The organism is Jiangella alba, assembly GCF_900106035.1.
Classification (GTDB): domain Bacteria; phylum Actinomycetota; class Actinomycetes; order Jiangellales; family Jiangellaceae; genus Jiangella; species Jiangella alba.
This window is the reverse complement of sequence record NZ_FNUC01000003.1, coordinates 2,438,438-2,461,305: the sequence shown is the minus strand read 5'-3', so window position 1 is coordinate 2,461,305 and position 22,868 is coordinate 2,438,438. Positions and strand designations below refer to the sequence as shown.

Genomic DNA, 22,868 nt, shown 5'->3' with positions numbered 1-22,868 from the left:
GAGCGAGGCAAGGAGGCTGCATGCGCGCCGTCGTCATCGAGAAGCCGGGCGAGATCACCGTCCGCGACGTGCCCGACCCGGTCCCCGGACCCGGCGACGTCGTCGTCGCGGTCGGCGCCTGCGGGCTGTGCGGCACCGACCTGCACATCGCGGCGGGCGAGTTCCCGCCCAGCCCCTATCCCCTGGTCCCGGGGCACGAGTTCGCCGGCGTCGTCGCCGAGGTCGGCTCCGGCGTCGCGACCGGCGTCGCCGTGGGCGACCGCGTCGCCGTCGACCCGTCGCTGTTCTGCGGGTACTGCCGCCAGTGCCGGCGCGGCCGCGGCAACCTGTGCGAGAACTGGGGCGCCGTCGGCGACACCGTCGACGGCGCGTTCGCCGAGTACGTCAAAGTCCCGGCGGCGTCCTGCTACCGGCTGCCGGACGGGCTGACGTTCGCGCAGGGCGCGCTGATCGAGCCGGTGTCGTGCGCCGTGCACGGCCTGCGCCGCCTCGGCGCGGAGCCGGGCGAGCGGGTGCTCGTGCTCGGCGCCGGCACGATGGGCCTGATCATGACGCAGCTGCTGGTCGCGGCCGGCGCACGGGTCAGCGTCGTCGACCTCGCGGCGGGCAAGCTGCCGCTGGCCACCGAGCTGGGCGCGGCCGAGGTCGCGACGTCGGTGCCGGAGCTGCCGACGCAGCGCTTCGACGCCGCCGTCGACGTCACCGGCGCGGTGCCCGCGCTGGAGGCGGCGTTCGGCGCGCTCGACCGCGGCGGCCGGCTGCAGGTGTTCGGCGTCGCGACGGCCGAGGCGCGGCTCGCGCTGTCGCCGTTCCGCATCTACAACGACGAGATCACCGTCGTCGGGTCGATGGCGGTGCTGCACAGCTTCGGCGACGCCGTCGAGCTGGTCGCGTCCGGGCAGGTGCGCACGGAACCGCTGGTCTCGCACACGGCCGGGCTGGACGAGTTCCCCGCGCTGCTCGACCTCGTGCGCTCCGGCGCGACAATCAAGGCCCAGGTGACGCCGGGCGGCGCGGCATGAGCCGGCGGACGCTGCGGCTGGCCGCCGCGGGCGGCTCGCTGGTGCTGCTGAGCGCCTGCGCCGGCGCCGGCGCGCTGACGTCCGGATCCGGCTCGGGCACCACCATCGTCGTCGCCGTGGTGTCGAACCCGCAGATGACCGACGCCATCGCGCTGGCCGACGACTTCCGCGCCGCCCACCCCGGCGTCGACGTAGACTTCGTCTCGCTGCCGGAGAACGAGTCGCGGGCGAAGATCACCGCGTCGGTGGCCACCGGCGGCGGCGAGTTCGACGTCATCATGGTCAGCAACTACGAGACCGCCATGTGGGCCGAGAACGGCTGGCTTGTCGACCTCCAGCCCTACGCCGACGCCACCGGCGACTACGACACCGAGGACTTCATCGCCCCGGTCCGCGAGTCGCTGTCCTACGAGGGCGACATGTACTCCGTCCCGTTCTACGGCGAGTCGTCGTTCCTGGTGTACCGGCAGGACCTGTTCGACGCGGCCGGGCTCACCATGCCGGAGCGGCCGACCTGGCCCGAGGTGCGCGAGCTCGCCGCCGCCATCGAGCAGGCCAACCCCGGCATGAACGGCATCTGCCTGCGCGGGCTGGCCGGCTGGGGCGAGAACCTGGCGCCGCTGAACACCGTCATCAACACGTTCGGCGGCCAGTGGTTCGACGAGGACTGGAACGCCCGGCTGGACTCCCCCGAGGTCCGCGAGGCGGTCGAGTTCTACGTCGACCTCGTGCGCGAGCACGGCCAGGCCGGCGCCGCCACCAGCGGGTTCGCCGACTGCGCGACGCGCTACGGCCAGGGCCAGGCGGCCATGTGGTACGACGCGACGTCGATGGTCAACGTGGTCGAGAGCCCCGACGACTCCGTCACCGCCGGCCACAACGGCTACGCACCCGCGCCGGTCGTCGAGACCGACGCCAGCGGCTGGCTGTACACGTGGTCGCTGGGCATCCCGTCGTCGTCGGACCACCCGGACGAGGCGTGGGACTTCATCGCCTGGATGACCGACAAGGACTACCCGCACCTCGTCGCCGAGGAACTGGGCTGGGAGCGGGTGCCGCCGGGCAGCCGCACGTCCACCTACGAGATCCCCGAGTACGCCGAGGTCGCGGCCGCGTTCGCCGAGCCCACGCTGTCGTCGATGGAGGTCGCCGACCAGGACCACACCATGACCACCCCGGTCCCCTACGACGGCATCCAGTTCCTCGCCATCCCGGAGTTCCAGGACCTCGGCACCCGCGTCGGCCAGCAGATCTCCGCCGCCATCGCCGGCCAGATCAGCGTCGACGAGGCGCTGGACCAGGCGCAGCGCTACGCCGAGACCGTCGGCGAGTCGTACCAGGAGGAGGACTCGTGAGCACCGACGTCGCCACCATCGCCGTCCCGCCGCGACCGGCCGCCCCGGCGCGCGCGCCCGTCCACTCCGCTCGCCGCGAGGGCTGGCGGCGGCGGGCGCCGCTGCTGCCCGCGCTGGTCTTCGCCATCGTCGTGACGCAGATCCCGTTCCTCGTCACGCTCTGGTACTCGCTGAACTCGTGGAACCTGGTCCGGCCGGGCTCCGAGCGGTTCGTCGGGCTGTCCAACTACGTCGACGTCTTCGCCGACCGGGTGTTCCGCCAGGCCGCCCTCAACACCATCGTCATCACCGGCGGCTGCGTGATCGTCTCGATGCTGCTGGGCGTCGGGCTGGCGCTGCTGCTGGACCGCCGGTTCGTCGGCCGGTCGGTGGTGCGGACGCTGATCATCACGCCCTTCCTCATCATGCCGGTGGCCGGCGCGCTGGTGTGGAAGACGACGATGCTGGACCCGCTGTTCGGCATCGTGAACTTCGTGCTGTCGCCGTTCGGCGCGGGCGACTACGACTGGACCAGCTCCGCGCCGCTGGTGTCTGTCGTCGCCGCCCTGGTGTGGCAGTGGACGCCGTTCATGGCGCTGCTGGTGCTGGCCGGGCTGCAGAGCCAGGGCCGCGACGTGCTGGAGGCCGCGCAGGTCGACGGTGCCGGCGCGGCCCGGACGTTCCGCTCGATCACGCTGCCGCACCTGCGCCGCTACATCGAGCTGGGCGTGCTGCTGGGCGCGATCTACGTGGTCAACACGTTCGACCAGATCTACATCATGACGCAGGGCGGTCCCGGCACCGCCAGCGCCAACCTGCCCTTCTACATCTACCAGCGGGCGTTCCTCGGCTTCGACGTCGGCCAGGCGGCGGCCATGGGCGTGGTCGTCGTCATCGGCACCATCGTCGTCGCGACGCTCGCGCTGCGGCTGCTGTTCCGCTCGTTCGCGCAGGAGGACCGATGACCACCGTCACCGCCGCCGGACCTGGAGCCCCGCCCCGCCGCCGCTCCGCCGGCCTGCTCACCGTCCTGACCTGGATCATCGGGATCGTCTTCTTCTTCCCGGTGCTCTGGATGGTGATCACCGCGTTCAAGCACGAGGCCGACGCGTACACCGACCCGCCGAGCCTCTTCTTCACCCCGACGCTGGAGCAGTTCCGCGCGCTGTTCGACGCCGGCGCCTGGCCGTACTTCCTCAACTCGCTGTTCGCGACGACGGTGTCGACGCTGCTGGTGCTGCTGCTGGCGGTGCCGGCGGCGTACGCGCTGGCGATCCGGCCGGTGAAGAAGACGCAGGACGTGCTGTTCTTCTTCATCTCGACGAAGATGCTGCCGGTCGTGGCGGTGATCGTGCCGATCTACGTCATCGCCGGGCGCGTCGGCGCGCTGGACAACGTGTGGACGCTGGTCGTGCTGTACACGGCGATGAACCTGCCGATCGCGGTGTGGATGATGCGCTCGTTCCTGCAGGAGATCCCGGCCGAGGTGCTCGAGGCGGCCTCGGTCGACGGCGCGTCGCTGCGGCAGACGCTGCTGCGCGTCATGCTGCCCATGGTGGCGCCCGGACTGGCGGCGACGACGCTGATCTGCGTGATCTTCTCGTGGAACGAGTTCTTCTTCTCCGTCAACCTCACCGCGTCGCAGGCCGCGACGGTGCCGCTGTTCCTCGTCGGCTTCATGACCAGCGAGGGCCTGTACTGGGCGCAGCTGGCCGCGGCGGCGACGCTGGCCTCGCTGCCGGTGGTGCTGGCCGGGTGGGTGGCGCAGAAGCAGCTCGTCCGCGGGCTGTCGATGGGCGCGATCAAGTAGTCCACCATGCGGACAGCGCTTGATTCCTAGTAGGTCACTGGGGATTATCGTCCGCATGCGCTGCTGTTGCTGACCTCCGGTCCCCCACCACCTTCCGCACGCCCACCGGAGTCCAGCCATGACCATCGCACCCACGCCCGTCCCGCTGCGCGACCTCGTCGACCTGACCCGCACCGTCGCCGCCGAGGTGCGGGCCGGCCGGCACCCCGTCCACTTCGACGCCGACGACCGGTGGTCGCTGCGGCTGTCCAGCGACCCGTACACCGACGTCTGGCTGATCAGCTGGACGCAGGAACAGTCCACCGAACTGCACGACCACGCCGGGTCGCTCGGCGCGCTGACCGTCGTGTCCGGCGTCGTCACCGAGCGGTTCTGGACCGGGACGTCCGGGCTGCGCGAGCGCCGGCTGCGCGGCGGCCGGGGCATCGGGTTCCCGGTCGGCCACGTGCACGACGTCGTCAACACCCAGCCCGAGCCGGCGGTGACGGTGCACGCGTACTCGCCGCCGCTCACCGCGATGGGCTACTACGAGGTCGACGGCGCCGGCGCGCTGCGGCGGGTGCGGACCGTCCTCACCGACGAGCCGGAGCCGGCCCGATGAGCCCGCGCGTCGAGGCACTGCTGGACGCGGCCCGCGCGCGCATCGTCCGGCTCACCCCGGAGCAGGCCGCGCACGCCGTCACCTACGAGCGGGCACTGCTGGTCGACACCCGTCCCGCCGCGGACCGGGCGCGGTTCGGCGCCATCCCGGGCGCGCTGGTGGTCGAGCGCAACGTGCTGGAGTGGCGGCTGGACCCGACCAGCCCGCACCGGGTCGAGCAGGCCGACGACCCGCGGCGCACCGTCATCGTGTTCTGCAACGAGGGGTACGCGTCCAGCCTCGCCGCCGCGTCGCTGCGCGACCTCGGGCTGGTCAACGCGACAGACCTGGCCGGCGGCTTCCACGCGTGGGCCGCGGCGGGCCTTCCGGTCAAGGGACGGGCCGCCACACCCTAGGCTCGGGGCATGACGCCTCCGGACGGGCTGGAACGCGGTGTCTACGCCAACCGCACGCTGAACCTGCGCTCGGTGCAGGCCATCGGCTACGACATGGACTACACGCTCATCCACTACCGCACCGACGCGTGGGAGCGCACGGCCTTCGAGCACGCCACCCGGGTGCTCGCGGCCGGCGACTACCCCGTCGCCGGGCTGGCGTTCGAGCCCGACCGGTACCTGCAGGGGCTGGTCATCGACCTCGACCTCGGCAACCTCGTCAAGGCCACCCGGTTCGGCTACGTCATCCAGGCCCAGCACGGCACCCGGCAGCTGTCCTTCGACGAGCTGCGCACCACCTACAACGGCGTCACCGTCGACCTCAACAACCCGCGCTTCCGGTTCATGAACACGCTGTTCACGATCTCCGAGTCGGCGCTCTACGCCCAGTTCGTCGACCGCCTCGACGACGGCACCATCCCCGGCCCGCTCGGCTACGACGAGCTGTACCGCATCGTGTCGGCGGCGCTCGACGAGTCGCACACCACCGGTGCCCTGAAGGCCGAGATCGTCGCCGACCCGGACCGCTTCTGCGACGTCGACCCGTCCACCGCGCAGACGCTGATCGACCAGCGGCTGGCCGGGAAGCGGCTGCTGCTGATCACGAACAGCGACTGGTCGTACACGAAGGCGATGATGAGCTACGCGTTCGACCGGCACGTGCCGTCCGGGTCGTGGCGCGACCTGTTCGACTTCGTCGTCGTGGCGGCCGCGAAGCCGCGGTTCTTCTCCGAGGTCGAGCCGGTGTTCCGGGTCGTCGACGCCGAGCGCGGGCTGCTGCAGCCGCACTGGGGGCCGCTGAAGACCGGCGAGGTCTACCACGGCGGCTGCGCCCGGCAGGTCGAGCAGAGCCTCGGCCTCACCGGCGCCGAGATCCTCTACGTCGGAGACCACCTCTTCGGCGACGTCCACGTCACCAAGTCGGCGCTGCGCTGGCGCACCGCGCTGATCATGCGCGAGCTGGAGGCCGAGATCGAGGCCGCGCAGGCGTTCGCCGCCGACGAGGCCTCGCTGCGGCGGCTGATGGCGGAGAAGGCGGTGCTGGAGGACCGGCTGGCGCAGGCCCGCATGGCGCTGCTGCGCCCGGGCGACCCGGCCGCGACCGGCCCGGCCGGGTCCGGCCCGTCCCGGGGCTCGCGCGAGGCGGTCGAGTCGCTGCGCGAGGCCCTGCGCGCGCTGGACGAGCGGGTCGCGCCGCTGGCCCGGGCCGCCGCCGAGCTCGGCAACCCCACCTGGGGCCCGATGATGCGGGCCGGCAACGACAAGAGCCTGTTCGCCCGGCAGGTCGAGAAGTACGCCGACATCTACACGTCGCGGGTGGCCAACCTCGGCCAGCGCACGCCGTTCGCGTTCCTGCGGGCGGCGCGGACGTCGTTGCCGCACGACCTCATGCCACGCGAGATCGCCCCGGAGTAGCCCCGCTCAGTGGTGCCCGCCGCTGACCTTGATGACCTGGCCGGTGAGCCAGCGGGCCTGGTGGGAGGCGAGGAAGACCACCGCGTCGGCGATGTCGGACGGCTCGCCGACGCGGCCCAGCGCCAGCCGCGGCAGCAGCTGTTCGATCAGCTCGCCGGACATCCAGCCGGTCTGCACCGGGCCCGGCGCCACCGCGTTGACCCGCACCCCGGACGGGCCCAGCTCGATGGCCGCCGCGCGGGTGAACGCCTCGAGCGCGGCCTTGGAACCGCCGTACGCCACCTGGCCGGGGAACTCCTGCGCGGCGTCGGTGGAGAGGTTCACCACCGCCGAACGTCAGTGCCGTGGTCTCGTCCGGGTACTCGGCGTGCGCGGCGTTGTTGACCAGCACCTCGACCGGCCCGAGCCGCTCCTCGACCGCGCCGACGACGGCGGCGGGCGCGTCGGGGCGGGTGACGAGAACGACCTTTCCGCTCAATCCGGTATCGATCACGCGGTCAAGCTTTTCCGAACGACGGCCGCACTGCAAATGGTTTAATCCGGACATCGCGCCGGATGTTTTCCCAGAAAAAGACCGTCCGCGTATGCCTGGAGAATTCCAGAGGCATACGCGGACGGTTGGTGGGGAGCCGCCAAGCGCCCACCGGATGGAGAAGGGCTTACGTGCCCCGGTTCTCAGCCGAGCAGGCCGGTCACGGTCCCCAGAAGCTGGTTGACCAGCGCGACGATGCTGTCGAGGATGCCGGAGAGTGCGTCCATGATCGTGCTCCTTTGATGAAGACCTTCGGTGGCGAACAGCGGGGCCAAGCTCTTGTCCGGACGACCCCGCGTTCTTGACTGTGAGTCTAGGCAGCGATTGTGGTTGCGCAACGAGAAACAACAAATCTTTGCTTGCGTGTCGCTCGAATAGCCATTTCAAGACGCACAGAATGCCGTTCAAAGATGGACATACCTGTCTTGACACGCGCCATCACCTGATTGTCATGGCTAGTCGCTGGGCTGCGGCGCGGGTCGCGCGTACCATCGGCGGCATGAACCAGCGCACGCTGCCGACCATGCGCCCCTCCGCGGGGCTCATCGGCGTGCGCTGACACCACACCACGAAGCCCCTGCTCAGCGGGGGCTTCGGCAGGTCGGCACTCCCCCGCCGCGCAGGGCGGAGGAGATCGCCATGACCACCAGCCGCTTCTACGTCACCACGTCCATCCCGTACGTCAACGGCGCGCCGCACCTCGGCCACGCGCTCGAACTGGTCCAGGCCGACGTGCTCGCCCGGCACCGGCGACGACGCGGGCAGCCGGTCCGGTTCCTCACCGGCACCGACGACAACGCGCTGAAGAACGTCGTCGCGGCGCGGGCGGCGGGCGTGCCGACGAGGCAGTTCGTCGACGCCAACGCGGCCGGCTTCGTCGCGCTGCACGAGCCGCTGGCGCTGTCGGTCGACGACGTCATCCGGACCAGCACCGACCCGCGGCATCGGCCCGGCGTGCACCGGCTCTGGGAGCGCTGCGCCGCCCGCGGCGACTTCTACCGGCGCACCTACACCGGCCGGTACTGCGCCGGCTGCGAGCAGTTCTACACCGCCGCCGAGCTGGTGGACGGCGTCTGCCCGGAGCACGGGGTCGAGCCCGAGGAGGTGAACGAGGAGAACTGGTTCTTCCGGCTGTCCCGGTACCAGGACGAGCTGCTGCGCGTGCTGGAGTCCGGCGCCGTCCGCGTCGAGCCGGCGGCCAAGCGCGCCGAGGTGCTCGCGTTCGTCCGCGCCGGCCTGCGCGACGTCAGCGTGTCGCGCCCGGCCGAGCGGGCCGGCGGCTGGGGCATCCCGGTCCCCGGCGACCCGGGCCAGGTCGTCTACGTCTGGTGGGACGCGCTGGCCAACTACGTGACGGCGCTCGGTTACGGCGGCGCCGGCGACGACGCGTACCGCGACTGGTGGACGGGATCGGCCGATCGCGTGCACGTCATCGGCAAGGGCATCGTGCGCTTCCACGCGGTCTACTGGCTGGCCCAGCTGCTCGCGGCCGGGCTGCCGCTGCCGACCGCGATCCTCGTGCACGACTACCTGACGGCGGACGGCGTCAAGCTGGCCAAGAGCGGCGGCGCCACCGCCGACCCGTCCGCCCTGGTCGCGCGGTACGGCACCGACGCGCTGCGCTGGTGGTTCGTCCGCGAGGTGCCGCGCACCGGCGACACCGACTTCACCGAGCAGCGGCTGGTCGCGCGGCACGACCTCGAGCTGGCCAACGGGCTGGGCAACCTGGTGCAGCGGACGCTCACGCTGGTTCACCGGCGCACCGGCGGGGTCGTCGGCCCGCCCGGCACCGGCGCCCTCGCCGACGCCGCCGACGCGCTGCCGGCCGCCGTCGACCGGGCGCTGGACGGTTTCGACCTGCGCGCCGCGACGGCCGCACTGGTCGCCGTCGTCGACCTCGCGAACCGGACGATCGAGGCCGAGCGGCCGTGGGAGCGCCGGGCCGGCGCCGACACCGTCCTGGCCACGCTGGTGCACGCCTGCCGGGTCGTCGCCGCGGAGTTGGAGCCGTTCGTGCCCGGCGGCGCGGCCCGGCTGCGGGCGCAACTCGCCGAGGGCGAACGGGTCGGGCACCCCGAGCCCTCGTTTCTCCGGCTTCGCCGACCCTAAACTCAGTCACTGTTCGCCGCGGAGAAGGGACGCATCATGGGCCAGGGCGTGCACATGCAGGAGCTGCCGGGCATCGGCAAGCGCTACGACATCGACCTCGGCAGCGCGACGCAGCGCGTGTCCGTCGTCGTGCGGCAGGGCAACATCCGCGACCTCTACGTCTTCGCCGGCAAGGGCGACGAGCCGACCGCCGTCCTCGAGCTGACCCGGGAGCAGGCGCTGAAGCTCGGCGCCGTGCTCACGGGCACGTTCTTCGAGGGTTAGGGCCGGTGCACGCGGACCTCATCGGCCTGGGCGGCATCGTCCTGCTCGCCGGGCTGCTGGCCCGGTTCGGCCGCCGCTACGGGTTCCCGACGGTGCCCTGCTACATGCTGGTCGGCATCCTGCTCGGCCCGGGCACGCCCGGTCCGGTGCTGGTCGAGCACCCCGAGGACCTCGCGCTGCTGGCGTCCCTCGGCCTCGTGCTGCTGCTGTTCCACCTGGGCGTCGAGTTCCCCGCCGAGCAGGTGCTGGGCAGCGGGAGGCGGCTGTTCATCGCGGCGGGCGTCTACATCGGGCTCAACGTCAGCGCCGGCCTGGCGCTCGGCTTCGCGCTGGGCTGGGGGACGTCCGAGGCGCTGGTGATCGCCGGCGCGCTGGGCATCTCGTCGTCGGCCATCGCGACGAAACTGCTGATCGAGCTGCGCCGGCTGACGAACGCCGAGACGCCGATCATCCTCGGCATCATCGTCATCGAGGACATGTTCCTCGCGTTCTACCTGGCGCTGCTGTCGCCGGTGCTGAACGACTCGGGCTCGACCGCCGACTTCGTCGTCGACCTGCTGGTCAGCTTCGGGTTCCTGGTGCTGCTGTTCGCGCTGGCCAGGTGGGGTGCGCGGGCCATCTCGCTGCTCCTCGACAGCCGCGAGGACGAGCTGCTGGCGATCCTCATGGTGGGGCTGGTCGTGCTGGTGGCCGGCATCGCGCTCGAGGTGGGCGTGTCCGAGGCGATCGGCGCGCTGATGATCGGCCTGGTGGTGTCGCGGACGACGTTGAAGGAGCGGGTCGAGCAGCTGGTGCTGCCGCTGCGCGACGTGTTCGCGGCGATCTTCTTCGTGTCGTTCGGGCTGACCATCGACGTCAACGACCTCGGCGCCGTCGCGCTGCCGGTGGCCATCGCGGCTGTCGTCACGCTGGTGACGAACATGACGGCCGGCATCGTCACGGCCCGGTTGTTCGGGTTCAACCAGCGGGCGGCCACGAACATCGGGCTGACGGTGCTGGGCCGCGGCGAGTTCTCGCTGATCCTGGCGACGCTGGCCATCGCGGCCGGGCTGGACGAGCGCATGGGCCCGTTCGTCGCGCTGTACGTGCTGGTGCTGGCCATCGCGGCGCCGCTGCTGGCGGCGCAGTCGAAGCACTTCACCTGGTGCGTACCGGACCGGCTGCTGCGCTCGCGCTGGCAGTACGTCCGCGCCGAGACCATGAGCACGTCCTGCATCCACCAGGACCAGATGGAGATCACCGAGACCGACGTCGACGTCTGCCAGCAGTGCGTCGACGAAGGCGGCACCTGGGTGCAGCTGCGGCTGTGCATGAAGTGCGGCCTGGTGGCCTGCTGCGACGACTCCCCCGCCCGGCACTCGCGGGCGCACTACCAGGACGAGCACCACCCCGTCATCCAGTCGCTGGAGCCGGGCGCGGACTGGCAGTACTGCTACGTCGACGAGATCCTGGTGCGCGAGCCGCTGGGACGGTCGCGGACTACGTCGTGACGTAGACCCACTCCAGCCCGTCGAAGCCGAGCCCGTCGAGGTGCTCGGCCCGGTTCAACCCGGCCCGGACGGCCACCCGTTGCGACGCGTGGTTGTCCGGCCGGATCCGGGCGACGACGGCCACGCCGGGCAGGTGCTTCGCGGCCCACCCGACGGCGGCGCGGGCGGCCTCGGCGGCCAGCCCGCGCCCCCACCACGCCGGGTCGAAGCCGTAGAACAGGTTCGTCACCTGGTCGTCGTGGAACCACATGTACTTGAGCCCGCAGAACCCGACCGGCCGGTCGGAGCCGTGCGGCAGCACCGTCCAGTAGCCGAACCCCGCGCTGCGCCAGTGCTCGTCCCAGCTCTGGTACAGGTTCTCCGCGCCGCCGCGGTCGCGCAGCAGGTTGGACGGGTTGTGCTCGCTGGTCCGCGGGTCGCGATAGATGTCGAAGATGACGTCGACGTCGCCGGGTTGCGGCCGCCGGAGCAGCAGCCGGTCCGTCACGAGCGTCGCGTGCCCGGCGTCCCTCACCGATGCGAGGTTACTCGCCGCCCGTGACGACCATGCGCACGGCCAGCACCAGGATCACGGCGCTGGACACGAACGCCGTCATCAACCGGCCGCGCGGGCCCGTCACGTACCGTCCGAGCAGCGCTCCCCCGCCGGCCAGCAGCAGTTGCCAGCTGGCCGACGCGGCGAACGCGGCGGCGACGAACACGACCGCCTCGGCGCCCCCGGCCAGCTGTGCGCCGCTGCCGATGACCAGGGCGGCGAAGTAGACGACGGTCATCGGGTTGATCACGGTGATGCCGGCGAAGCGCAGGAACGCGGCGACCGGCGTGACCCGGTCGGCGCGGCCGTCGTCGGGGTCCGCGACGCTGGGCGCGGCCCGGTGCCGCCGTACCGCGGCGACCGTCCCCGCGACGGCCATGACCAGCAGCACGGCGGCCGACGCCCAGCGCAGTGGCGTGGCGTACGGCTCGATGGCGCCGGCCAGCGCGGCCCCGCCGAGCACCGCGGCGACCGCGTAGCCGCCGTCGACGGCCGCGATGCCCAGCGCCGCGCCCGCGCCCACCGTGAGCGAGGTGCGCGCTGTGAGGGCCACCAGGTAGGCGCCGACGGCCCCGACCGGGATCGCGATGCCGTAGCCGGCCAGCAACCCCGCGACGACGGCGGCGGTCATGGCGCGAGCGGGCAGCGCCTCCAGCCCGGCCGCGGCTGCTGCTTCGTCACCGCGACGCGGGCGACGAGGGGCAGCGAGCGGACACCGGGAGTCGAGATCATGGGCTGATGATGGCAAACGACGACGCCGCGCTCAACGGAGTTTCCGGGCGGCCGCTGGCGCTGCTCGCGGACTGGATGGCGGACGCGGCCGCCGCGGGCGACCCGCGCGCCTTCACCCTGGCGACGGCCTCGGCCGACGGCGCCCCGCACGCGCGGACGGTGCTCGCCGTCGCCGTCGACGACGCGTCGGTGCGCTTCACCACGTCGCGCGCCCGTCGGTGAAGACGGCCGACCTCGCGGCGAACCCGCGCGCCGCCGCCGTCTTCCACTGGCCGGCGCTGCTCCGGCAGGTGACGCTGCATGGGCCCGTCACCGAACTGCCGCCCGACGAGGCACGCGGCCTGTACGCGCAGCGGTCGCCGAACCTGCGGGCGGTGGCCTGGGTGTACGAGGAGCTCGGCGGACGGGCCCTGACCGGCCCGGACGAGGTGCGCGCGGCGTTCGACCGGCAGCTGCGCCGCGACCCCGCCGAGCCGCCGCCGTCGTGGGTGGCCTACGCGCTGCGCCCGGACCGCGTCGAGGCGTGGTGGCTGCCCGCCGACGCCGGTGTGGCCACCCGGGTCCGGTTCGACCGCGACGGCGGCGAGTGGGCGCGCCGGTACGTCCTCCCGTGACCTACCCTGAGTGCCATCCCGTCCGTTCGATGGAGGCCGACCCTTGCCCGAACCGCCCGAGCACTACTACGCGAGCGAGCCCGGCGTGGCCAGCTCGAGGCGGACCATCGACGTCGTGCTGCCGGAGGTGCGGCTGCGGCTGCTCACCGACACCGGCGTGTTCTCGTTCCGGCAGCTCGACCCCGGCACCCGGGTGCTGCTGGAGAACGCGCCGCTCCCCCCGATCCGCGGCGACCTCCTCGACCTCGGCGCCGGCTACGGCCCCATCGCGCTGGCCATGGCGCACCGGCTGAAGCGCCGCCGCGTCTGGGCGGTCGACGTCAACGAGCGGGCGCTGGAGCTGGTGCGCGAGAACGCCGCCGCGGCCGGGCTGGGCGGGGTGCGGGCGGCGCTGCCCGACGACGTGCCCGAGGACGTGCGGTTCGCGGCGATCTACTCGAACCCGCCGATCCGGGTCGGCAAGGCGGCCCTGCACGACCTCCTGCTGCGCTGGCTGCCGCGGCTGCTGCCCGGCGGCGCCGCGTACCTGGTCGTGCAGCGCAACCTCGGCGCCGACTCCCTGGCGAAGTGGCTGGCCGAGGCCGGCTACCCGACCCGGCGGCTGGTGTCGCGCATCGGCTACCGGGTGCTCGAGGTCCAACCCCTGCGATCGGAGCAGTAGTGCGACAGCTCGGCGGAACGGAACTGAAGCGACTGCACCGGTCGTGGCGGCGCAAGGACTCCTTCCGGCTGTCGTTGCTGCTCGAGGACGTGCAGTCGCCGTTCAACGTGGGGTCGATCATGCGGACGGCCGCGGCGCTCAGCGTCAGCGAGCTGTACGTCGTCGGCCGCACCCCCGCCCCGAACTCGCCCAAGGTGCAGAAGACCGCGCTCGGCACCGGCCGCTACCTGTCGTTCAGCACGCACGAGGACGTGAAGACGGCTGTGCAGGCGGCGCGCGCCGACGGCTACCTCGTCGTCGGGCTGGAGCTGGCCGACGAGGCGCAGCCGCTGGCCGCGCTGGATCTGCGCCGCGACGTCTGCCTGATCATCGGCAACGAGGACCGCGGGCTGTCCGCGACGGCGCTGAGCCTGTGCGACGCCGCCGGCTACGTGCCGCAGACCGGCCGCGTCGGGTCGCTCAACGTAGCCGTCGCCACCGCCGTCGCCTGCTACGAGGTGCGCAGGCAGGCGTGGGGCGCCGGGGTCCCCGTCCTGGACTCAGGGGACGCCGACGAGGCGTAGCACGGCGGCCGTCCCCGCGGCGGCCAGCACCACGACGACGAACGGGGCCCGCCGCCAGGCCAGCACCGCCCCGACCAGCACGCCGGCCGGCCGGGCGACGCTGTCGAACTCGCGGCCGTCCAGCATCGCCGCCGTCGCGACCAGCGCCGCCAGCAGCACGATCGCCGCCGTCGCCAGCAGCTGCTCCGCGCGCGGCGGCAGCGTCACCCGGTCGCGCAGCGCCGGCCCGGCATAGCGGAACGCGAACGTCCCCACGCCCAGCACGACCACGGCCGCGACCAGCGCCGTCGTCGACATCGTCATGCCGCCACCTCCTCGCTGCGCCGCGGCCGCGCCAGCGCCACGACGACACCGGCCAGCGCCAGCAGCACCGGCAGCCCGGCCTGCAGGAACGGCGCCGTGGCCAGGGCGATCGCCACTCCGGTGCCCGCCGCCAGCGCCGTCGTCCGGTCCCGCAGCGCCGGCAGCACCAGCGCCAGCAGCACGGCCGGGAACGCGGCGTCCAGCCCGAGCGCGGCCGGGTCGCTGACCACCGTCCCGATCGACGCGCCGGCCACCACGCCGACGTTCCAGCACGCGAACAGCGCGACGCCGCACCCCCAGTAGGCCGCCCGCCGCCGCTCGCCGCCGGGCTGGGCCAGCGCGAACGCGACCGACTCGTCGACCATGACGTGGCTGCCCGCGAGCCGCTGCCAGCCGCGGCCGACCACGTCGCCGACGGTGAAGCCGAACACGACGTGGCGGACGTTCACCAGCAGCCCGGCCAGCACCGCGGCGACCGGGTTGCCGCCCGACGCGACCAGTCCGACGAACATGAACTGCGACGCCCCCGCGAACACCACGACGGACAGCAGCATGGGCAGCCACACCGGCAGCCCTTCGCCGACGGTGATGGCGCCGAACGAGAGCCCCACCACCGCGTCGGCGACACACACGAGCGCGATGTCCCGCGCCAGCGCCCGATCGGCGCGTAGTGTTCGGTGGATCGAACGCATGGCCACTACACTGAACGACGATGACCCCGTTCGTCAACACGAACGATCGACCGATGGAGCGAACGATCCGATGAGTCAGCCCGGCGCACCGCTCGCCGTCATCGCCGCGTCCCTGCAACGGGAGCGGCGCCGCGCCGGCCTGTCGCTGGGCGAGCTGGCCCGGCGCGCCGGCATCGCGAAGTCGACGCTGTCGCAGCTCGAGTCCGGCGCCGGCAACCCCAGCGTCGAGACCCTGTGGGCGCTCGGCGTCGCGCTGGACGTCCCGTTCGCCCAGCTGGTCGAGCCGCCGCGGCCGCGGGTGCAGGTCATCCGCAAGGGCGAGGGCCCGGGCTTCGCGTCCGAGCGGGCCGACTACGTCGCCACCGTCCTGTCGGCCGGACCGCCGAACGCCCGCCGCGACCTCTACCTCGTCACCGCCCAGCCGGGCGAGCCGCGCGTGTCCGACCCGCACATGCCCGGCGTCGTCGAGCACGTCGTGCTGAGCGCCGGCCGGGCGCTGGTCGGGCTCACCGACGACCCGGTCGAGCTGGCTCCCGGCGACTACGTCAGCTACCCCGGCGACCTCTCGCACGTGTTCCGCGCGCTCGAGCCCGGCACCGTCGCCGTCCTCGTCTCCGAACACCACTGAGTAGATTTCTCCGTCCAGGCTGTCGATTCGCCCGCCGGCCGCGTGTCGGGGAGGTGTCAGCACTCATCGGAAGGAAGATCCACATGGCCCAGTACGCGATTCTCATCTTCGAGCGCGAGGCGGAAGGCGGCCAGGCGCCCGACCTGCCGCCGGAGGTCCTGGAGGCGCACGGCGCGCTGCCCGGCCGCATCCGCGACAAGGGCGGCAAGGAACTGGGCGGCATCGCGCTCGAGCCCAGCGCCACCGCCACGACGATCCGCGGCGACCTCGTCACCGACGGCCCGTTCATCGAGACCAAGGAGGCGCTGGCCGGCGTCTTCGTCATCGAGGCGCGCGACCTCGACCACGCCATCGAGCTGGCCCGCATGACGCCCATCGTCAGCGGCGGCGTCGAGGTGCGGCCGCTGGTGGCGCTCGACTTCTCCGGGCTGACGTCCTGACCGTCGAGTCCGCGGTCGCCGACGCGCACCGCCGCGAGTGGGCCTTCGTGCTCGCCGCGACGGTGCGCGTCACCCGCGACCTCGACGCCGCCGAGGAGGCCGTCCAGGACGCCTACGTCCAGGCGCTGACCCGGTGGGGCCGCGACGGCGTCCCGGCCCGGCCCGGCGCCTGGCTGACGACGGTCGCGCGGCGGACCGCGCTGAACAACCTGCGGCGGCAGCGCACGCTGCGGGCGAAGCTGCCGCTGCTGCTGATGGACGTCGACGACGTCCCGGGCGTCGAGGCCGCCGCGTTGCCCGACGACTCCGCGGCGATTCCGGACGACCGGCTCCGGCTGATCTTCACCTGCTGCCACCCGGCGCTGTCGCAGGAGGCGCAGGTCGCGCTGACGCTGCGGCTGGTCTGCGGCGTGAGCACCCCCGACATCGCGCACGCGTTCCTCGTCGCCGAAGCGACGATGGCCGCGCGCATCACCCGCGCGAAGAAGAAGATCGCCGCGGCCCGCATCCCGTACGCCGTCCCGGCCGCACGCGACCTGCCGGTCCGTGTCGACGCCGTCCTGACGGTGATCCACCTGCTCTACGCCACCGGGCACACCGCGCACTCCGGCGCCGACCTCGTCCGCGACGAGCTGACCGGCCGGGCCCTCGACCTCGCCCGCATGCTGCCGCCGCTGCTGCCGTCCGAGCCGGAGACCGACGGGCTGCTGGCCCTGCTGCTCGTGCACCAGGCCCGCCGCGCCACCCGCACCGACGCCGACGGGCGGCTGCTGCGGCTCGAGGAGCAGGACCGGTCGGCGTGGGACGCCGCGCTCATCGCCGACGCCGACCGCCTCGTCGTCGGCGCCCTCCGGGCCGGCCCGCCGGGACGGTTCACGCTGCAGGCGGCCATCGCGGCGCTGCACGCGCAGGCACCCAGCTACGCCGAGACCGACTGGCCGCAGATCCTCACCCTCTACGACGAGCTGCTGCGCCGCTGGTCCTCCCCCGTCGTCGCCCTCAACCGTGCCGTCGCGGTGTCGATGGTGGACGGGCCCGAGGCGGCGCTGGCCGAGGTCGAGACGTTGGAGTCGGACGGGCGGCTCGCCGGGTACCGGTACCTGCCGGCCACCAAGGCCGACCTGCTGACCCGGCTGGGCCGGCACGCCGAGGCGGCCGCGGCCTACCGGGCGGCGCTGGCGCTCAGTGACAACGCCGCCGAGCAGGAGTTCCTGCAGGACCGGCTGAGCCGGACGCCGCCGCCCTGACCCTTGCCGTTCCGCCCTCGCCCTTGCCGTTCCGCCCCGGCCCATGCCGCTCCGCCCCGGCCCATGCCGCTCCGCCCTGACCCTTGCCGCTCCGCCCTGACCCTTGCCGCTCCGCCCTGACCCTTGCCGCTCCGCCCCGGCCCATGCCGCTCCGCCCCGGCCCATGCCGCTCCGCCCCGGCCCATGCCGCTCCGCCCCGCCCCTTGCGCCGCCGCCCACCGCTCCGGCGCCCTTGTCGTGCGGCGGGCGGCCGGCTGGCGGCGCCAAGCCGGTCCCGCCGGACGGCTGGTGGCGCCCATCGTCGCGCCGGCGTCGAGTCGTGGCGCGGACACTGCTCGTCGCGGCGGCTGGCGGCGCCCCCTCGTCGCTGCGCCGGGCGGCACCCCCTCATCGCTGCGTCGGCCGGCCGCCCTCGTCATGGCGGCGGGCGGCGCGCCCTCGGTCGGCGGCTGGCGGAACCGCGCGCCGGCGCGCCCCGTCGCAGTTGAAGAGACCGAGCCACCGGCGGGCCGGTCCGGGTGCCGTCCCCCTCCCGGGCGGCACCCGGATCGCGCCGGATCGCGCCGTCGCTGACCGCTCGCGCCGTCGCCGATCCTGCGCGCCGGCTCAGGCCGTCCAGTGCGGCGGCCGGTCCAGGCCGGACGGCAGCAGGGTCGTGGCGTCGCCGATGGCGGCGTTGGCCTGCGGCTGGGTGAGGAACAGCGCGCCCGACAGGTCGGCGCCCCGCACGTCCGCCGCCCGGAGGTCGGCGCCGATCACGTCCGCCCGGTCGAGCGTCGCCCCGCGCAGGTCCGCGCCGGTGAGGTCCGCGCCGCGCAGCTTCCGTCCCATCAGGTCGGCGCCGCGCAGGTCACGGCCCGGTGTGCCGGCCCGGGCCAGCCGGGACGCCTCGCGCAGCAGCACGTCCGCGTCGGCGCGCAGGGCGGCGATGTCGACGGTGGCGAGGTCGGCGGCGGGCGCGCCCGCGAGCCGTTCGGCCCGGGCCGCCTGCTCGTCCAGCGCCGGGCGCAGCCGCGCCGCCGCCGCGATGCCACGGGCCGCGTCGAGGTGCCAGAGCAGTTCGTGCAGCGGCCGCAGGACGGCGAACGCGGCCAGCTGCTCCGCCCGCGCCGACGCCGACGACCGCCACATCGCGCCGCCGAACGTCACCTGCACGACCTGCTGACCAGCGCCGAAGCAGTCATACACCGTGCAGCCGGGGAATCCGCGCGGCCGCAGCTCGGTGTGGATGCCGCAGCGGAAGTCGTCGCGCAGATTGGGGCACGGCTCCCCCGCCGGCTTGTCGATGGCGAAGTCGGCCGAGCGGGTCAGCGCCGGACCGACGCAGCACAGCCCGGTGCAGCGGGCGCAGTCGGCGCGCAGTTCGAGCACGTCCGAAGCATACGAGCGGGACCGGCTCGCCGACCGCGCGAGGCCCCGCGTAGCGCCCGGCGATGCGGCCGCACCGGTCAGGCCGCGCCCGGTTCCGCGCTGCCCGGCGGCCTCGCGACGCAGCCGCCCAGCCTTGCGACGTCACCGCCCGGTCTCACGACGCAGTGGCCGGTTCGAACCGCGCGTGCACGGCGTTCTCGCCGGCGGTGAAGCCGGTGCAGGTGTAGCCCGGCACGCCCACGCCGTCGTCGAACAGCCGCTCGCCGCGGCCCAGCAACACCGGCGCGATGGCGATCTCCAGCTCGTCGATCAGCCCCGCCCGCAGGTACTGCCGGATCGTCGCCGCGCCGCCCGCCACGATCACGTCCCGCCCGTCCGCCGCGTCGAGCGCCCGCTCCCGGGCCGCCTCGATGCCGTCGGTGACGAAGTGGAACGTGGTGCCGCCCTCCATCTGGACGGAGGCACGCGGATGGTGGGTGAGCACGAACACGGGGTGGTGGTACGGCGGGTTCGGCCCCCACCACCCCGTCCAGGCGTCGTCCGGCCACGGCCCGCGGACCGGGCCGAACATGTTGCGGCCCATGATCGAGGCGCCGACGTTGCGCCACAGGTGCTGCGCGAACTCGTCGTCGACGCCGGTGCTGCCGCCCGGCTCGCCGGTCATCCCGTGGAACGTCCGGGTGCCTACCACCCAGTCGTGCAGCCGTTCACCACCGGCGCCGAGCGGGTCGCGGGGGCTCTGCCCCGGGCCGGCGCCATAGCCGTCGACGGACACCGAGAACGTGTGGACGCGGAGCTTCTGGGTCGTGGTCATGCTCGTAGGTCGGAGTCAGGGCCCGGCGTTCGACATCAGGCGGCGCTCTTCTTTCGCGACGTCTTCTTGCGTGCGGACGACTTCTTCGCCGAGGCCTTCTTCTTCCCCGCCGGCCGCTGCTTCTTGGCCGCGGCGACGCTGTCCTGCAGCGCCGTGAGCAGGTCCGTCGCGCCGGTCGCGGCCGGCGCTCGCTCGGCGACCACCTCCTTGCCCTCGCGCTTGGCGTCGACCAGGTCCTCGACCCTCTCGGTGTAGGTGTCGTGGAACCGCCCGGGCTTCCAGTCCTCCGTCATCGCCTCGACGAGGTCGACGGCCATGTCGAGCTGCTTGCCCTTCGACACCGCCTTCGGCAGGTCGCCGAGCTCCGCCACCGGGTCACGGATCTCGTCGGCGAAGAACATCGTCTCGAGCACGAGGACCGGTCCCGACACCCGCACGCAGGCCAGGTACTCCTTGCCGCGCATGACGAACGTGCCCACGGCGGCCCGGCCGGTGCGGTCCAGCGCCGTGCGCAGCAGCGCGTACGACGCGGCGGTCTCGTCGTCGCTGGGGCCGAGGTAGTAGCTCTTCTGGAAGTGGACCGGGTCGATCTCGGCCAGTTCGACGAACTGGTCGATGTCCAGCGACCGCGACCGCCCCGGCGCGATCTCGTCCAGCTCGTCCCGCTCGACGATGACGTAGTCGCCGCCGCCGACGTCGTGGCCCTTGACGATGTCGTCGTACTCGACCTCGTCGCCGGTGCGCTCGTTGACCCGCTTGTACCGGATGCGGTCGGCCGTGCCCCGTTCGAACTGGTGGAAGTCGACCTCGTGCTCCTGCGTCGCGGAGTACAGGCGCACCGGGATCGACACCAGCCCGAAGCTGAGGAAACCACTCCAGATCGACCGTGCCATGACCAGCCCCGTACCCGGCGCCGGCGCAGGACATGCACGGCACCGGAGGTCACCGATCGAACGACAGCCGCGGACGAGCGGCCGCACCCGGACACCCGCGCCAGGCTGGACCGGCCCCTGGCGGCCGCGCCGCCACCGGGCGCCGGCGCACGTCAACGCGCTGGTGCGGGCCAGCGGGCGGACGACGCGCGCGAACCAAACCACTCGCGTCCGGGTGGCCGCCATGCTCATCGGCCTCGTCGCGTCGGCAGCCGAAGCCGCCCGTCGAAGGCGCCGATGGCGCTCCATCAGGCCCAGCTCAGCGGCGGCGACTGCCACGCGTGACCCGGCCCCGCCGGGCCGGCTGCGCCGGCCCCGAGGCCGGCGCACCTGTGCTGTTTCACCGAGTCGGCGGCTCGGCGGGTCGCTCACCCTCCAGAAGCCACCACCTCCCGGTACGGGCGGAAGAACTCGCGGAGCTCCTGGGCGTACAGCTCCGGCTCCTCGAACGGCGCGAAGTGACCGCCGCGGGGCGGCTCGGTGGCCCAGACGACGTGGGCGGTGCGGTCGAGCCAGGCGCGGGGCGGCCGGACGACGTCGCCCTGGAAGATGGAGAAGCCGGACGGGACCTCGATGCGGCGCGCCAGTTGGGCCGGCGGGATGGCGGCGTTGGCGGCGTACATGCGCATGGACGAGCCGATGGTGCCGGTGAGCCAGTAGATGGTGAGGTTGGTGAGGATCTCGTCCTTCGTGAACCGCCGTTCGATGTCGCCGTCGCAGTCGCTCCAGGCACGCAGTTTCTCGACGATCCAGGCGGCGAGGCCGGCCGGCGAGTCCATGAGCCCGGCGGCCGCGGTCTGCGGCTTCGTGCGCTGGATGGCCGCGTAGGCGCCCTCCGACGCACCCCAGGCGGCGGCGCCGCGCATCCAGTCGCGCTCGGACGGCGTGAGGTCGGCAGGGTCTCCGGCGAACACCGGCAGGCCGGCGTCGGTGCGATGCACCGCGACGACGTGATCGGAGTGGTCGAGTGCGAGGTAGCGGGTGATGTGGCTGCCGAGATCTCCGCCCGCGGCGCCGAAGCGGTCGTAGCCGACCGTGCTCATCAGCCGCGCCCACAGCCCGGCGACGGCGATGGAGTCGAGCGGAACGGGCGGACGGTCGGAGTAGCCGAACCCCGGCACGTCCGGCACCACGACGTCGAACGCATCGGCCGGGTCGGCGCCGTGGGCGGCGGGATCGGTGAGCAGCGAGACGACCTTCGTGTAGCGCCAGAAGGAGTCGGGCCAGCCGTGCGTCAGCACCAGCGGCAGCACCGGCCCGGACGGCGCGACGGCCCGGGCGTGCACGTAGTGGATGCCCAGCCCGCCGATGGACACCCGGAACCGCGGCAGCTCGGCCAGCGCCGCCTCCTGTGCCGGCCAGTCGAACTCGTCGGCCCAGTACGCGACCAGCTCGCGCAGGTAGCCGACGTCGGTGCCGAGCGACCAGCCGGCGTCCTCGGGGACGTCGGGCCAGCGGGTGGCCCGCAGCCGGGCACGCAGATCGTCGAGCTCAGCGGCGGTGGCCCGCGGAGCGAAGGGTCGAGGCTGGTCAACGGTCATGGGATCACATTAGGGGGCGGTACCGACAGCGAGAACCGGGCGACGCGGCCCTCGCCGGCAGGTGACTACTGGCTGACGCCGGCGGCGGGCGGGAGGACGGAGTCCTGGAGCCGGCCGTCCGGGTCGTACACCGCGCACATCACCGCGCGGTCGCCGTCGGCCCAGGTCTCGGGGGTCGGGAGGATCGGGTAGTAGTCCAGGCCCGACTCGTCCTGGCTGGTCCACTGCTGCTCGAACCCCCGCCCGCATTCGTCCCAGCCGAGTTCGGCGACGGCGGCGCGGTCCCAGGGGCCGTCGGGGGCCTGAACGAACATGAACGACTGGTTGTCGGCGCCCTCGTCGCACGGAAGGTAGAGGACGACGTCCTCGCCGGCGAGCTGGGAGTACTCGGGGTCGGAGAAGCACTCGGTCAGCTCGATGTCCAGCAGGCCCGTGACACCGGCGTCGACGAACGCGTCGTCCTTGTGGGCCGGCCCGCCGCAGGCCGCGAGGGCGAGAAGAACGGCGCAGAGAACGAGCGGACGGCGCACAGCGGACGCGACGGGCACGGCCGAAGCGTAGGCATCCCGGGATGAACGGCACATGACGGACGGGTGCCCGCCGGGCCGCGCGGCCGTGGCCATCAGCCGTCACCGGGTGCGACCCGGTCGCAACAAGAGAACCGTTTTCAGTTGTTCATCGCCGGGTCAACCGGCCGTGACCTGACCGTTCTCACCCTTTCCGACTGACCTGGGATGAATCGGGGAGACCGCCGCGCGACCCGCCGGCGGTCCCGAGAGTGTC

The 22,868-nt window shown here is 73.2% G+C and carries 27 protein-coding genes and 1 pseudogene; 17 read left to right on the top strand and 11 right to left on the bottom strand.

From position 1 onward, the window contains the following. Nucleotides 1-20 precede the first annotated feature (20 nt). From BLV02_RS13810 to BLV02_RS13780, 7 genes are all read left to right on the top strand, one after another. Entirely contained in the window at nt 21-1,022 is a 1,002-nt protein-coding gene (locus tag BLV02_RS13810) for a zinc-dependent alcohol dehydrogenase family protein (protein WP_069113425.1), read from the top strand. Beyond that, the gene (locus tag BLV02_RS13805) at nt 1,019-2,377 is read left to right on the top strand and encodes an ABC transporter substrate-binding protein (RefSeq protein WP_069113426.1); all 1,359 of its coding nucleotides are present in this window, start codon (nt 1,019-1,021) and stop codon (nt 2,375-2,377) included. Before BLV02_RS13810 ends, BLV02_RS13805 begins: the two co-directional genes overlap by 4 nt. Before the next feature lie 17 nt (nt 2,378-2,394). Further along, nucleotides 2,395-3,321, top strand: coding sequence for a carbohydrate ABC transporter permease (locus BLV02_RS13800; protein ID WP_069113572.1), 927 nt, complete (start codon nt 2,395-2,397; stop codon nt 3,319-3,321). Beyond that, entirely contained in the window at nt 3,318-4,166 is an 849-nt protein-coding gene (locus BLV02_RS13795) for a carbohydrate ABC transporter permease (protein ID WP_069113427.1), read from the top strand. The genes BLV02_RS13800 and BLV02_RS13795 overlap by 4 nt, the downstream gene beginning before the upstream one ends. A gap of 118 nt (nt 4,167-4,284) precedes the next feature. After that, the gene (locus BLV02_RS13790; protein WP_069113428.1) at nt 4,285-4,767 is read left to right on the top strand and encodes a cysteine dioxygenase; all 483 of its coding nucleotides are present in this window, start codon (nt 4,285-4,287) and stop codon (nt 4,765-4,767) included. Next, the gene (locus BLV02_RS13785) at nt 4,764-5,162 is read left to right on the top strand and encodes a rhodanese-like domain-containing protein (RefSeq protein WP_069113429.1); all 399 of its coding nucleotides are present in this window, start codon (nt 4,764-4,766) and stop codon (nt 5,160-5,162) included. The genes BLV02_RS13790 and BLV02_RS13785 overlap by 4 nt, the downstream gene beginning before the upstream one ends. Before the next feature lie 9 nt (nt 5,163-5,171). After that, on the top strand, nt 5,172-6,617 hold the full coding sequence (locus BLV02_RS13780) for an HAD-IG family 5'-nucleotidase (RefSeq protein ID WP_069113430.1): 1,446 nt from the start codon (nt 5,172-5,174) through the stop codon (nt 6,615-6,617). Between the two features lie 6 nt (nt 6,618-6,623). On the opposite strand, the pseudogene BLV02_RS38550 reads toward BLV02_RS13780, so the two are convergent. Both BLV02_RS38550 and BLV02_RS38020 read right to left on the bottom strand, forming a co-directional pair. Next, nucleotides 6,624-7,296, bottom strand: a pseudogene (locus BLV02_RS38550) (SDR family NAD(P)-dependent oxidoreductase). Beyond that, nucleotides 7,293-7,424 (bottom strand): hypothetical protein, encoded by a 132-nt coding sequence (locus BLV02_RS38020; protein ID WP_281243384.1) that lies wholly within the window; start codon nt 7,422-7,424, stop codon nt 7,293-7,295. Before BLV02_RS38020 ends, BLV02_RS38550 begins: the two are co-directional and overlap by 4 nt. A gap of 364 nt (nt 7,425-7,788) precedes the next feature. On the opposite strand from BLV02_RS38020, the gene metG reads away from it, so the two are divergent. From metG to BLV02_RS13760, 3 genes are read left to right on the top strand one after another with little or no spacing between them, the layout of a single operon-like run. Continuing rightward, nucleotides 7,789-9,258, top strand: a complete 1,470-nt coding sequence (metG, locus tag BLV02_RS13770; protein ID WP_069113432.1) for a methionine--tRNA ligase — start codon at nt 7,789-7,791, stop codon at nt 9,256-9,258. 36 nt (nt 9,259-9,294) lie between these two features. Continuing rightward, complete coding sequence (locus tag BLV02_RS13765; RefSeq protein ID WP_069113433.1) at nt 9,295-9,522, top strand: cation:proton antiporter regulatory subunit; 228 nt, start codon at nt 9,295-9,297, stop codon at nt 9,520-9,522. Between the two features lie 5 nt (nt 9,523-9,527). Continuing rightward, a complete protein-coding gene (locus BLV02_RS13760; protein WP_069113434.1) occupies nt 9,528-11,012 on the top strand; it encodes a cation:proton antiporter domain-containing protein in 1,485 nt (494 codons plus the stop codon). On the opposite strand, the gene BLV02_RS13755 is transcribed toward BLV02_RS13760, so the two are convergent. Both BLV02_RS13755 and BLV02_RS13750 read right to left on the bottom strand, forming a co-directional pair. After that, entirely contained in the window at nt 11,002-11,526 is a 525-nt protein-coding gene (locus BLV02_RS13755; protein ID WP_069113435.1) for a GNAT family N-acetyltransferase, read from the bottom strand. The two genes, BLV02_RS13760 and BLV02_RS13755, sit on opposite strands and share 11 nt — an antisense overlap. A 10-nt stretch (nt 11,527-11,536) precedes the next feature. Continuing rightward, the gene (locus tag BLV02_RS13750) at nt 11,537-12,178 is read right to left on the bottom strand and encodes a LysE family transporter (RefSeq protein WP_069113436.1); all 642 of its coding nucleotides are present in this window, start codon (nt 12,176-12,178) and stop codon (nt 11,537-11,539) included. Nucleotides 12,179-12,285: 107 nt separating this feature from the next. Here BLV02_RS13750 and BLV02_RS36505 point away from each other — a divergent pair, with 107 nt between their 5' ends. From BLV02_RS36505 to BLV02_RS13730, 4 genes are read left to right on the top strand one after another with little or no spacing between them, the layout of a single operon-like run. Continuing rightward, complete coding sequence (locus BLV02_RS36505; protein ID WP_069113437.1) at nt 12,286-12,501, top strand: pyridoxamine 5'-phosphate oxidase family protein; 216 nt, start codon at nt 12,286-12,288, stop codon at nt 12,499-12,501. Next, nucleotides 12,498-12,893, top strand: a complete 396-nt coding sequence (locus tag BLV02_RS36500; protein WP_069113438.1) for a pyridoxamine 5'-phosphate oxidase family protein — start codon at nt 12,498-12,500, stop codon at nt 12,891-12,893. The genes BLV02_RS36505 and BLV02_RS36500 overlap by 4 nt, the downstream gene beginning before the upstream one ends. Nucleotides 12,894-12,936: 43 nt before the next feature. After that, a complete protein-coding gene (locus tag BLV02_RS13735; RefSeq protein WP_069113439.1) occupies nt 12,937-13,554 on the top strand; it encodes a class I SAM-dependent methyltransferase in 618 nt (205 codons plus the stop codon). Continuing rightward, complete coding sequence (locus BLV02_RS13730) at nt 13,554-14,117, top strand: TrmH family RNA methyltransferase (RefSeq protein WP_069113440.1); 564 nt, start codon at nt 13,554-13,556, stop codon at nt 14,115-14,117. Before BLV02_RS13735 ends, BLV02_RS13730 begins: the two co-directional genes overlap by 1 nt. Here BLV02_RS13730 and BLV02_RS13725 read toward each other — a convergent pair. Beyond that, nucleotides 14,094-14,414, bottom strand: coding sequence for an AzlD domain-containing protein (locus BLV02_RS13725; protein ID WP_069113441.1), 321 nt, complete (start codon nt 14,412-14,414; stop codon nt 14,094-14,096). The genes BLV02_RS13730 and BLV02_RS13725 overlap by 24 nt on opposite strands. Nucleotides 14,415-14,416: 2 nt before the next feature. Next, nucleotides 14,417-15,112, bottom strand: coding sequence for an AzlC family ABC transporter permease (locus BLV02_RS13720; RefSeq protein ID WP_069113573.1), 696 nt, complete (start codon nt 15,110-15,112; stop codon nt 14,417-14,419). A 70-nt stretch (nt 15,113-15,182) separates the two neighbouring features. On the opposite strand from BLV02_RS13720, the gene BLV02_RS13715 reads away from it, so the two are divergent. From BLV02_RS13715 to BLV02_RS13705, 3 genes are all read left to right on the top strand, one after another. Then, entirely contained in the window at nt 15,183-15,740 is a 558-nt protein-coding gene (locus BLV02_RS13715) for a helix-turn-helix domain-containing protein (protein ID WP_069113442.1), read from the top strand. 83 nt (nt 15,741-15,823) lie between these two features. Then, complete coding sequence (locus BLV02_RS13710; RefSeq protein WP_069113443.1) at nt 15,824-16,180, top strand: YciI family protein; 357 nt, start codon at nt 15,824-15,826, stop codon at nt 16,178-16,180. 47 nt (nt 16,181-16,227) lie between these two features. After that, nucleotides 16,228-17,427 carry an RNA polymerase sigma factor gene (locus tag BLV02_RS13705; protein WP_069113444.1) on the top strand — a complete coding sequence of 400 codons (1,200 nt, stop codon included), beginning with the start codon at nt 16,228-16,230 and terminating at the stop codon, nt 17,425-17,427. Nucleotides 17,428-18,033: 606 nt separating this feature from the next. On the opposite strand, the gene BLV02_RS13700 is transcribed toward BLV02_RS13705, so the two are convergent. From BLV02_RS13700 to BLV02_RS13680, 5 genes are all read right to left on the bottom strand, one after another. Continuing rightward, nucleotides 18,034-18,798 (bottom strand): pentapeptide repeat-containing protein, encoded by a 765-nt coding sequence (locus tag BLV02_RS13700; RefSeq protein WP_069113445.1) that lies wholly within the window; start codon nt 18,796-18,798, stop codon nt 18,034-18,036. A 154-nt stretch (nt 18,799-18,952) separates the two neighbouring features. Next, nucleotides 18,953-19,612: a dihydrofolate reductase family protein gene (locus BLV02_RS13695; protein WP_069113446.1), complete on the bottom strand. Its 660-nt coding sequence runs from the start codon at nt 19,610-19,612 to the stop codon at nt 18,953-18,955. 35 nt (nt 19,613-19,647) lie between these two features. Next, on the bottom strand, nt 19,648-20,505 hold the full coding sequence (gene ku / locus BLV02_RS13690; protein ID WP_069113447.1) for a non-homologous end joining protein Ku: 858 nt from the start codon (nt 20,503-20,505) through the stop codon (nt 19,648-19,650). A 407-nt stretch (nt 20,506-20,912) separates the two neighbouring features. After that, the gene (locus tag BLV02_RS13685; RefSeq protein ID WP_069113448.1) at nt 20,913-22,085 is read right to left on the bottom strand and encodes an epoxide hydrolase family protein; all 1,173 of its coding nucleotides are present in this window, start codon (nt 22,083-22,085) and stop codon (nt 20,913-20,915) included. A gap of 65 nt (nt 22,086-22,150) precedes the next feature. Next, nucleotides 22,151-22,633: a hypothetical protein gene (locus BLV02_RS13680; protein ID WP_069113449.1), complete on the bottom strand. Its 483-nt coding sequence runs from the start codon at nt 22,631-22,633 to the stop codon at nt 22,151-22,153. Nucleotides 22,634-22,868: the final 235 nt, after the last annotated feature.